This window comes from Mycobacterium sp. IS-2888, assembly GCF_001954215.1.
Lineage (GTDB): Bacteria > Actinomycetota > Actinomycetes > Mycobacteriales > Mycobacteriaceae > Mycobacterium.
In genome coordinates this window covers 67,578-79,153 of sequence record NZ_MBET01000094.1, presented here as the reverse complement: position 1 = coordinate 79,153, position 11,576 = coordinate 67,578, and the positions used below count along the sequence as shown (strand labels likewise).

Here is an 11,576-nt window from a genome sequence, read left to right as displayed (position 1 = left end):
GAGGCTTTGACTAGGTGGTCTTCTCCCGCAGGAAGGCGATGTCGTCCTTGCGGCCCGCGTCGGCGGTTTCGCAGATCACCGGCGCATCGGCGGCCTTGACCGCCGCCACGAGAAGGTCGGTATCGATCTGGCCGCTGCCCAGGTTGGCGTGGCGGTCGGCGCCCGAGCCCGCCGCATCCCTCGAGTCGTTGCAGTGCACCAGATCGATGCGACCGGTCAGGGTCCTGATCCGGTCGACCGCGTCGACCAGCTCCTCGCCCGCGGCCCAGGCATGGCAGGTGTCCAGACAGAAGCCAATTCCCTTGTCTCCGATGTGATCCCAGAGCCGCCCGATCGTGTCGAAGTGGCGGGCCATCGCGTGGTCACCGCCCGCCGTGTTCTCCAGGTACACCGGCACATCCGTTTCGAGGTAGTCCAGCGCCTTGACCCAGCGCTCGAAGCCGGCCTCCATGTCGTTGTCGTCGGCGTGGCCGCCGTGCACGATCACCGCCGTCGCGTTGATTGCGGCGGCGGCGTCGCAGGTGTCCTGCAATATCTTTCGCGACGGGATGCGGATGCGGTTGTTGGCCGATGCGACGTTGATGAGGTACGGCGCGTGGACGTACAGCGGGATGGTCGACGCCTTGAGCGCCGCGGCGTCGTCGCGCGGCTTCGGCTTCTTCCAGCTCTGCGGGTTGCCGAGGAAGAACTGCACCGCGTCGGCGCCGTCCGCCTGTGCGGCGGCCAGGGGATCGTCTTGGTGGACATGTGAACCGATAAGCACGTCGGCCAGTCTAGTGAGGGGTTGCGACGGGTGGCGAGCGTGCACTCAGTGCGATATTTCGCCCGAAAAGTCGCAGCCAGTACACGTTCGGCGGACGAAAAAGCCCCCGCACACGGCGGGGGCTTTTCGTACTGACTTACCGGTAGTCGCTGTACCCGTAGTCGTCCAGCGGAACGGCGGCACCGGTGGCCTGGCCGAAGTCCGGGCTGTAGTACTGATCCTCGTAGGACGGGATCGTGTACGCCGCGGCCCTGGCCTCCTCGGTGGGCTGCACCTGGATGTTGCGGTAGCGGTTGATACCGGTACCGGCCGGGATCAGCTTTCCGATGATCACGTTCTCCTTGAGACCGTTGAGCTTGTCGCTGCGGCAGTTGATCGCCGCATCGGTCAGCACTCGCGTGGTCTCCTGGAACGACGCCGCGGACAGCCACGAGTCGGTGGCGAGGCTCGCCTTCGTGATGCCCATCAGCACCGGACGGCCGGCGGCGGGCTCGCCGCCCTCGGCCACCACGCGGCGGTTCTCCGCCTCGAACCCCGCACGCTCGATCAGCGAGCCGGGCAGGAACTCCGTCGCGCCCGAGTCGATGATGGTGACCCGGCGCAGCATCTGGCGAACGATCACCTCGATGTGCTTGTCGTGGATCGACACACCCTGTGCGCGGTAGACCTCCTGGACCTCGCGGACCAGGTGGATCTGCACCTCGCGGGGGCCCTGCACGCGCAGCACCTCGTGCGGGTCGGCCGAGCCTTCCATCAGCTGCTGGCCCACCTCGACGTGGTCACCGTCGGACAGCACTCCCTCGGAACCGTCGTCGTGCTTGAACACACGCAACCGTTGCCGCTTGGAGAGCTTGTCGTAGACGACTTCCTCGCCGCCGTCGTCGGGAACGATGGTGATCTTGTAGAAGCGCTCACCGTCCTCGAGACGGACCCGGCCGGTGACGTCGGCGATCGGCGCCTTGCCGCGCGGCACGCGGGCCTCGAACAGCTCCTGCACGCGTGGCAGACCACCGGTGATGTCCTCACCGACACCACCCTGGTGGAAGGTGCGCATGGTCAGCTGGGTGCCGGGCTCACCGATGGACTGGGCGGCGACGATGCCGACGGCCTCGCCGATGTCCACCAGCTTGCCGGTGGCCATGGAGCGCCCGTAGCAGGTCGCACAGACGCCGGTGCCCGTGGTGCACGTCAGCACCGAGCGCACCTTGACCGATGTGATGCCGGCCGCCAGCAGCGCGTCGATCTCCGGGTCACCCAGGTCCTCGCCGCGAGCGACGACGACGTTGCCGTCCTTGTCGACCGCGTCGGTGCCCAAAGTCCGTGCGTACGCCGAGGTTTCGATGTACGGGTCGCGGATCAGGGTGCCATCGGGCTGGATCTCGGCCAGCTCGACCACGATGCCGCGCTCGGTCTCGCAGTCGTGCTCGCGGACGATTACGTCCTGAGAGACATCCACCAGGCGACGGGTCAGGTAACCCGAGTCGGCGGTACGCAACGCGGTGTCCGCCAAGCCCTTTCGAGCGCCGTGAGTGTTGATGAAGTACTCCAGCACGGTCAGGCCCTCGCGGAACGACGACTTGACCGGACGCGGGATGAACTCACCCTTCGGGTTGGTCACCAGACCCTTCATGCCGGCCAGCGTTCGGGTCTGCGTGAAGTTACCCGTGGCACCCGAGTCGACGATGGTGATGATCGGGTTGTCGGCGGGGTAGTGCTCCCGCAGCGCCTGACCCACCTCGTCGGTGGCTTCCTTCCAGATCTCCACGAGCGCCTCGTTGCGCTCGTCGTGGTTCAAAGCACCACGCTGGAACTGCTTTTCGACCTTGTCGGCCCGCTCCTCGTACTGGTCGAGGATCTCCTTCTTGCGCGGCGGCACCAAGACGTCGGCCATCGACACCGTGACACCACTGCGGGTCGCCCAATAGAAACCGGCGTCCTTGAGCTTGTCGACGGTCTGCGCGACCACGATCATCGGGTAGCGCTCGGCCAGGTCGTTGATGATGGAGGCCTGCACCTTCTTGTGCATCTGCTTGTTCACGAACGCATACCCCAGCGGCAGCAGCTCGTTGAACATCACCCGACCAAGCGTGGTCTCGGCCATCCATGCGTCACCCGGCTGCCAGCCGGACTCGCCGAACAGCTCGGCCTCGAGCTCGGCGGGCGGACGCAGCTGGGTCAGCCGCACCTTGATCTTGGCCCGCACCGACAGCACGCCGCGGTCGGCCGCCATAATCGCCTCGGCGGGCGAGGCGTACACGCCGGTCTCCGGACGGTCCTTGGCAGCGGGGACGTATTCGCCGGTGTCGCCCTCGACCTCGGTGGTCAGGTAGTACAGCCCGGTCACCATGTCCAGTCGGGGCATGGCCAGCGGCCGGCCCGACGCGGGCGACAAGATGTTGTTCGAAGACAGCATCAGGATGCGCGCCTCGGCCTGCGCCTCCGCACTCAACGGCAGGTGCACGGCCATCTGGTCACCGTCGAAGTCGGCGTTGAACGCCTCACACACCAACGGGTGCAGCTGAATCGCCTTGCCTTCCACCAGCATCGGCTCGAAGGCCTGGATACCCAGCCGGTGCAGGGTGGGCGCGCGGTTCAGCAGCACCGGGTGCTCGGCGATGACCTCTTCGAGGACATCCCACACCTGGGGACGCTGACGCTCCACCATCCGCTTGGCGCTCTTGATGTTCTGCGCGTGATTGAGGTCCACGAGCCGCTTCATCACGAACGGCTTGAACAGCTCGAGCGCCATCAGCTTGGGCAGACCGCACTGGTGCAGCTTGAGCTGCGGGCCGACCACGATGACCGAACGGCCCGAGTAGTCGACGCGCTTACCGAGCAGGTTCTGGCGGAACCGGCCCTGCTTGCCCTTGAGCAGATCCGACAGCGACTTCAGCGGGCGGTTACCCGGCCCGGTGACCGGGCGGCCGCGACGACCGTTGTCGAACAGCGCGTCCACTGACTCCTGCAACATCCGCTTCTCGTTGTTGACGATGATCTCGGGCGCACCGAGGTCGATCAGCCTCTTGAGCCGGTTGTTCCGGTTGATCACGCGGCGATACAGGTCGTTGAGGTCGCTGGTGGCGAACCGGCCACCGTCGAGCTGCACCATCGGGCGCAGCTCCGGCGGGATCACCGGGACGGCATCGAGCACCATGCCCATCGGCGAGTTGCCCGACTGCTGGAACGCGGCGACCACCTTGAGGCGCTTCAACGCACGAAGCTTCTTCTGCCCCTTGCCGTTTCGGATGACGTCACGCAGCGAGTCGGCCTCGGCATCGATGTCGAAGTTCTCGATCAACTTCTGGATCGACTCCGCGCCCATGGCGCCGGTGAAGTACTCGCCGTAGCGGTCGACCAGTTCGCGGTAGAGGTTCTCGTCGACGATCAGCTGTTTGGGGGCCAGCTTGGTGAAGGTGCTCCAGATGTCCTCCAGCCGGTCCAGCTCACGCTGGGCGCGGTCACGGATCTGGCGCATCTCCCGCTCGCCGCCGTCGCGAACCTTGCGCCTGGCGTCGGCCTTGGCGCCCTCGGCCTCCAGCTCGGCCAAGTCGGCTTCGAGCTTCTGCGCACGGGCCTCCAGCTCGGCGTCGCGCTGGTCCTCAACGCCCTTGCGCTCCACCACCATTTCGGCTTCGAGCGTGGACAGCTCGTTGTGCCGCATCTCCTCGTCGACGGAGGTGATCACGTACGCGGCGAAGTAGATGATCTTCTCGAGATCCTTCGGCGCGAGGTCGAGCAAGTACCCCAGGCGCGAGGGCACACCCTTGAAGTACCAGATGTGCGTCACCGGAGCGGCCAACTCGATGTGACCCATCCGCTCGCGGCGCACCTTGGCGCGGGTCACCTCGACGCCGCAGCGCTCACAGATGATGCCCTTGAAGCGGACGCGCTTGTACTTGCCGCAGTAGCACTCCCAGTCGCGAGTCGGTCCGAAGATCTTCTCGCAGAACAGGCCGTCCTTCTCAGGCTTCAGCGTGCGGTAGTTGATCGTCTCCGGCTTCTTGACCTCGCCGTAAGACCATTGCCTGATGTCCTCCGCGGTGGCCAAGCCGATACGGAGTTCATCGAAGAAGTTGACGTCGAGCACGTAACTCCCTTTCCCCTTGCGGGTTTAGTAACTAGTTAAGCCAGGTCCTCAACGGACGCGGATTCGTTGCGGGACAGGTTGATTCCGAGATTCGCGGCTGCCCGCTCCAGGTCCTCGTCCTCGCCCTCGCGCAGCTCGATCGCCGCGCCGTCGGACGAGAGCACCTCAACGTTGAGGCACAGCGACTGCAGCTCCTTGAGCAACACCTTGAACGACTCGGGGATACCCGGCTCCGGGATGTTCTCGCCCTTGACGATCGCCTCGTACACCTTGACCCGACCGACGGTGTCGTCGGACTTGATGGTCAGCAGCTCCTGCAGCGTGTACGCGGCACCGTAGGCCTGCATGGCCCAGCACTCCATCTCACCGAAACGCTGGCCACCGAACTGTGCCTTACCACCGAGCGGCTGCTGGGTGATCATCGAGTATGGCCCCGTGGAGCGAGCGTGGATCTTGTCGTCCACCAGGTGGTGCAGCTTCATGATGTACATGTAGCCAACGGTCACCGGGTACGGGAACGGCTCACCACTGCGGCCGTCGAGCAGCACTGCCTTGCCGTCGGCGTCCACCAGCACTTCGTCGTCCCGGTTGGGCAGCGTGGCCGACAACAGCCCCTGCAACTCGGCTTCCTGGGCACCGTCGAACACCGGCGTCGACACGATGGCGTTCGGCTCCGCGTCCAGCAGTTCCTTGGGCAACTTGGCCGCCCAGTCGGGAACCCCGTTGCCGGTGTCGACCTTCCAGCCGCTGTGCGCGCACCAACCGAGGTGCGTCTCCAGGATCTGGCCGATGTTCATCCGTCGCGGCACACCGTGGGTGTTCAGGATGATGTCCACCGGCGTGCCGTCCGGCAGGAACGGCATGTCCTCGACGGGCAGGATCTTGCCGATCACGCCCTTGTTGCCGTGCCGTCCGGCCAGCTTGTCGCCGTCGGAAATCTTGCGCTTCTGGGCGACGTAGACGCGGACCAGTTCGTTGACGCCGGCCGGCAGTTCGTCGTCGTCCTCGCGGGAGAACACCCGAATGCCGATCACCTTGCCGGACTCACCGTGCGGCACCTTCAGCGAGGTGTCGCGGACCTCCCGGGCCTTCTCACCGAAGATCGCGCGCAGCAGCCGCTCCTCCGGCGTCAGCTCGGTCTCCCCCTTCGGGGTGACCTTGCCGACCAGGATGTCGCCGTCACGAACCTCGGCGCCGATGCGCACGATGCCGCGTTCGTCGAGGTCGGCGAGCACCTCGTCGGAGACGTTCGGGATGTCCCGGGTGATCTCCTCGGCGCCCAGCTTGGTGTCGCGGGCGTCGATCTCGTGCTCCTCGATGTGGATCGAGGTGAGCACGTCCTCCTCAACCAGGCGGTTGGAGAGGATGATCGCGTCCTCGTAGTTGTGGCCTTCCCACGGCATGATCGCGACGAGCAGGTTCTTGCCCAGCGCCATCTCGCCGTTGTCGGTGCAGGGACCGTCGGCGATCACCTGGCCGGCCTCCACCCGATCCCCGGCGTCCACGATCGGCGACTGATTGGCGCACGTGCCGTGGTTGGAGCGGGCGAACTTGCGCATCCGGTAGGTGTGCCGGGTGCCGTCGTCGGCCATCACGGTGATGTAGTCGGCGCTGACTTCCTCGATGACACCGGCCTTCTCGGCGACGACGACGTCGCCGGCGTCGATCGCGGCACGCAGCTCCATGCCGGTACCCACCAGCGGCGCCTCGCTGCGCACCAGCGGAACCGCCTGGCGCTGCATGTTGGCACCCATCAGGGCACGGTTGGCGTCGTCGTGCTCGAGGAACGGAATCATGGCCGTGGCCACCGACACCATCTGGCGCGGCGAGACGTCCATGTAGTCGACCTCGGACGAGGACACGTACTCGACCTCGCCCGCCTTGCGGCGGACCAGGACGCGCGCCTCGGTGAAGCGACCGTCGTCGTCGATCGGCGAGTTGGCCTGCGCCACCACGTGGCGGTCCTCCTCGTCGGCGGTCAGGTATTCGATCTCGTCGCTGACCACACCGTCGACCACCTTGCGGTACGGCGTCTCGATGAAGCCGAACGGATTGACCCGCGCGTACACCGACAGCGACCCGATCAGACCGATGTTCGGACCCTCCGGGGTCTCGATCGGGCACATCCGGCCGTAGTGCGACGGGTGCACGTCGCGGACCTCCAGCCCGGCGCGCTCACGCGACAGACCACCCGGGCCCAGCGCCGACAGCCGGCGCTTGTGCGTCAGACCCGACAGCGGGTTGTTCTGGTCCATGAACTGCGACAGCTGGCTGGTGCCGAAGAACTCCTTGATCGCCGCGACCACCGGCCGGATGTTGATCAGCGTCTGCGGCGTGATCGCCTCGACGTCCTGGGTGGTCATCCGCTCGCGGACGACACGCTCCATCCGCGACATGCCGACCCGGATCTGGTTCTGGATCAGCTCGCCCACGGTGCGCAACCGGCGGTTGCCGAAGTGGTCGATGTCGTCGGTCTCCACCGGCACCTCGGTGCCGCCGGGGACGGTCATCGTGGCCTGCCCCTCGTGCAGGCGTACCAGGTATTCGATGGTGGCGACGACGTCTTCTTCGGTCAGCGTCGAGCTGGTGATCGGCTCACCGGCGTGCAGGCCGAGCTTCTTGTTGACCTTGTAACGGCCGACGCGGGCCAGGTCGTAGCGCTTCTCCTTGAAGAAGAGGTTCTCCAGCAGCGTCTGCGCGGACTCCTTGGTCGGCGGCTCGCCCGGACGCAGCTTGCGGTAGATGTCCAGCAGCGCCTCGTCGGTGCCGGCGGTGTTGTCCTTCTCCAGCGTGGACATCATGATCTCGGAGAACCCGAACCGCTCGGTGATCTGCTCGTTGGTCCAACCGAGCGCCTTGAGCAGCACGGTGACGGGCTGGCGGCGCTTGCGGTCGATGCGCACGCCGACGGTGTCGCGCTTGTCGACGTCGAACTCCAGCCACGCGCCGCGGCTGGGGATCACCTTGACGCTGTGCAGCAGCTTCTCGGTGGACTTGTCGATCGACTCGTCGAAGTACACACCCGGTGAGCGCACCAGCTGGCTGACGACGACACGCTCGGTGCCGTTGATGATGAACGTGCCCTTCTCGGTCATCATCGGGAAGTCACCCATGAACACCGTCTGGCTCTTGATCTCGCCGGTGTTGTTGTTGATGAACTCCGCGGTGACGAACAGCGGGGCCGCGTACGTCATGTCCTTGTCTTTGCACTCGTCGACCGGCGCCTTGACCTCGTCAAACCGGGGGTCGGAGAACGACAGCGACATCGAGCCGGAGAAGTCCTCGATCGGAGAGAGCTCGTAGAGCACCTCTTCGAGGCCACCCACCGGCTTCACGTCTCCGCGTGCCGCTGCGGCTTCGCGCCAGCGCGGCGAGCCGATCAACCACTCGAACGAGTCGGTTTGCACGTCAAGAAGCCCCGGAACCTCGAGCGGTTCGCGGAGCTTGGCGAAGGAAATTCGGTTGGGTGCTCCAGGCACGGAGCCATTGGTGGAACTTTTGTGGCGACGCTTGCTCTGGCGGGAATCTGCCAAGATGCATCCTTCCAGCACCTCGTGCGACTCACGAGAACCGGGGCCACCGGGCCTGTTCGCCGCGAATTGTGTCGGTTAGGCCGGCGAACGATCTGCCCAGATCTCACGCGCGCAACTAAATAGCTGGGCCGAAGAGGGGGCTCAGGCTAAGACCACGGTGTCGAGTGGCGGGTGAGGTGGGCAGGAAGTAGCCAGCGCAACGTCCAACAATAGCGCAGGCGCGCGCATTCCTCAAGTACCCATCCAGGGAACATCGGCGCTGGCAGGCATCTTGCGTTCCCGTGGGCACATGCTGCCCAACAGACTGACCCGTTTGCGCCCCGTCGTCAAGAGGAAGGGCGGCAAGTTGCGCGAAGTTATCGTGAAAATTTCGGGTCGCGGCCTACCGTGCGCGCGCGCCGACCAAACCCGCCAAACCGTGCTGGTCGGGCGATGCGTTCGGTGCTGCGGCCGCGCTAGCCGCCGAACTCGTGCGCCTGATATTTGTGGGTGCCCTCGAGGTCGTCGAGGATCGCCGCTTGGGCGTTCTTGGGCAGGGTGTGCAGGATCTCGCGCACGCGGGCCTGGCGCCGCGCGACCGCTTTGCGCTCGGGCATGCCCGGCGTCGCGACGATCTGCGGCGGCACCCCCTCGATCTCCTCGACGCCGCCGGAGTGGTGGCCCGCGTCGACCATGGCCTGCTCTTCGGCCATGGTGGCCTCGTCCTTTTCCTCCGACATGCCGATCGGCCCGATGCGCCGGCCGTTGAGGAACTGCCGCACCACGGGCTCGTCGCTGGTCAGCAGGACCTCGCGGGGGCCGAACATCACCAGGTGCTTGCGGAACAGCATGCCCATGTTGTCCGGCACGGTGCGGGCGATGTTGATGTTGTGCGTGACGATCAGGATGGTGGCGTCGATCTGGGCGTTGATGTCGAGGATCAGCTGGCTCAGGTAGGCGGTGCGGACGGGGTCCAGACCCGAGTCGGGCTCGTCACACAGGATGATCTGCGGGTCGAGGACCAATGAGCGGGCCAGGCCCGCGCGCTTGCGCATACCGCCGGAGATCTCGCCGGGGAACTTCTTCTCGTCACCACCAAGACCGACCATTTCCAGCTTCTCCATGACGATGTCACGGATTTCGCTTTCCTTCTTCTTGGTGTGCTCACGCAACGGGAACGCCGTGTTGTCATACAGATTCATCGAGCCGAACAGCGCGCCGTCCTGAAACATGACGCCGAACAGCGTGCGGATCTCGTAGAGCTCCTTAGCCGAGCATTCGATGATGTCGGTGCCGTCGATCATGATCGAGCCGCGTTCCGGGCGCAGCAGACCGATGAGGGACTTGAGGAACACCGATTTGCCGGTACCCGACGGCCCCAGCAGGACGCTGACCTCCCCGGCGGGGATATCCAACGTCACGTCTTCCCAGATCCTCGAGGAACCGAAGGACTTCGTGAGTCCATTCACCTCGATAGCGACGCCCATGGGGAATCCTTCCGTCGACGCTCGTGCCCGCAACCTGCCCGTTTGTTGTGGCTTGAGTCACTGTAGCGCACGCCCGACGCGCCGCATCAGGGTTGGACAGCACCCGGGGCAAAAATTGCCCAAGTTGAAACGCAGCGCCGCGGCGCTGGTCAACACGTGTCTAAGCCGGGGTTAGCTGGCCGGCGCCCAGTTGCCGTGGAAGCCCATCGGCACTCGCTGCGGCAGATGCACCGTCGCTATCGACGCGAGAGTTTGCGCATCCAGCAAGATCAGCTGGCCTTCGTCGCTGCCGCGGTGGTAGCCGTAGCCCATCAGGATGCCGTCGTCCTCGCCGGTCTTGCGCGGGTCGGAGCCGGGGTTGGGCACAAATGACATCTCGCCGATCAAAAGGGCGGGGTCCAGGTCGGCCACGGTGCTGGATCCCGTCGCGTAGTCGTGCTTGTACAGCGCGGTGGACATGTCCGATGCGCCGCCCGAGAGATACCCGCCGTCCACGCCGACGGTGTAGCCAAACCGGTGCGGCCCCCCCAGCAGGGTCTCGTTGATGCGCGGAAACTCCTGCGGCCGATCGTCGCGGCGTTCGCTTCTCACCGCACCGGTCGCCAGGTCGATTGTCCAGCGGTCGAGCGTGGGCCGGCTGTCGCCCGGACCACGAAGGTCCCGGTCAAACATCCGTGAGTAGCGGACCACGTCGAGCACCAAAACCTCTGTGCCGTCCCGCATCTCGGAATAGGCGTTGAGCGGGTGGTAGACGTAGCAGGGTTCGATGTCGAACCAGCGGACGTCCTTATTGCCGCCCTCGCGCGGCATGACCCCGATGCGCGCCGGATAGTTGTCGTTCCACCTGTAGGGCATTTTGTTGATCGGCTGCGGATTGCGGTTGATCATCGTCGCGATCGGGCTGGGAATGCGGACCCTACCGAGCACGGATTGCAGTACCAGCCGGGTGGGCGAGTTCAGCCAGCGCGGCACCTCCATCGGCAAGGTCTGAATCGGGTCGAACGTCACCGGCAGGTCGTAGATCACCACGTATTTGTCAGTCAGCGAGAAGTCGTGCATCATCGGCGACCCGCTGACCTCGATGTCGACGGTCCGCCGCGCGCGTCCCTGGGTGTCGATCACCGAGTACTGCACGGTCCGTCCGCGTGCGAACGAGTAGGACAGCGCGTGCAATTCGCCGGTCACCGGGTCGCGGTGCGGATGCGCAGTGAAACCACCGAACAGGGTTCCGTCGAAATCGCACGGCCCCACGGTGTCCAGGTCGTCGGTGAGCACGTAATTGGCGCCGCCTCCCTCGACGAGTGCCAATGTCCGGCCGCCGTGGGCCAGCACGTTGGTGTTGGGTCCCACCGACAGCATTCCGATCCGCGGGTCCAGTCCGGTGGGCGCCGGTTCACCCAGCGCGGCGCATACGGGCGGAGTGCGCACCCAGCGGTTGCGGTACCAGCACGCCTTGCCGTCGCGCAGCGCGACGCCGTGCACCATGCCGTCGCCGCTGAACCAGTGGTAGATGGCCGGGTTGACCTCGGCGGCCGGGTTGGGCCCGTTGCGCAGGTAGCGCCCGTCGAGGTGTTCGGGGATGTGCCCGGTGACCGGCAGGTCGGTCGCGGTCACTTCGGCGCTCACCGGCGCCAGGAAGCCCTCGAGGTACGGGTTGCGGGACTTGACAGTGTGCGCGACGGTCACGGCTGAGCTCCTATAACATTGTTATTTCGCTGTTATTGGCA

Annotated in this window: 5 protein-coding genes; all 5 read right to left on the bottom strand. The window is 65.6% G+C overall.

Going from position 1 to position 11,576, the window contains the following annotated elements; genetic code table 11:
* Nucleotides 1–10: 10 nt before the first annotated feature.
* The 5 genes from A5745_RS17240 to A5745_RS17220 all read right to left on the bottom strand — a co-directional run bounded on the left by A5745_RS17240 (nt 11) and on the right by A5745_RS17220 (nt 11,535).
* The gene (locus A5745_RS17240) at nt 11–763 is read right to left on the bottom strand and encodes a deoxyribonuclease IV (protein ID WP_076117599.1); all 753 of its coding nucleotides are present in this window, start codon (nt 761–763) and stop codon (nt 11–13) included.
* Between the two features lie 136 nt (nt 764–899).
* Nucleotides 900–4,850 carry a DNA-directed RNA polymerase subunit beta' gene (locus A5745_RS17235; RefSeq protein WP_076061454.1) on the bottom strand — a complete coding sequence of 1,317 codons (3,951 nt, stop codon included), beginning with the start codon at nt 4,848–4,850 and terminating at the stop codon, nt 900–902.
* Nucleotides 4,851–4,885: 35 nt separating this feature from the next.
* On the bottom strand, nt 4,886–8,383 hold the full coding sequence (locus A5745_RS17230; RefSeq protein WP_139329666.1) for a DNA-directed RNA polymerase subunit beta: 3,498 nt from the start codon (nt 8,381–8,383) through the stop codon (nt 4,886–4,888).
* Between the two features lie 455 nt (nt 8,384–8,838).
* Nucleotides 8,839–9,849, bottom strand: coding sequence for an ABC transporter ATP-binding protein (locus tag A5745_RS17225; protein ID WP_076061450.1), 1,011 nt, complete (start codon nt 9,847–9,849; stop codon nt 8,839–8,841).
* Between the two features lie 171 nt (nt 9,850–10,020).
* Entirely contained in the window at nt 10,021–11,535 is a 1,515-nt protein-coding gene (locus A5745_RS17220) for a carotenoid oxygenase family protein (RefSeq protein ID WP_076117597.1), read from the bottom strand.
* Nucleotides 11,536–11,576 lie beyond the last annotated feature (41 nt).

Coding starts and splice junctions, on each gene's coding strand:
- A5745_RS17225 (WP_076061450.1), bottom strand. CDS start 9,849: ATGGGCGTCGCTATCGAGGTGAATGGACTCACGAAGTCCTTCGGTTCC.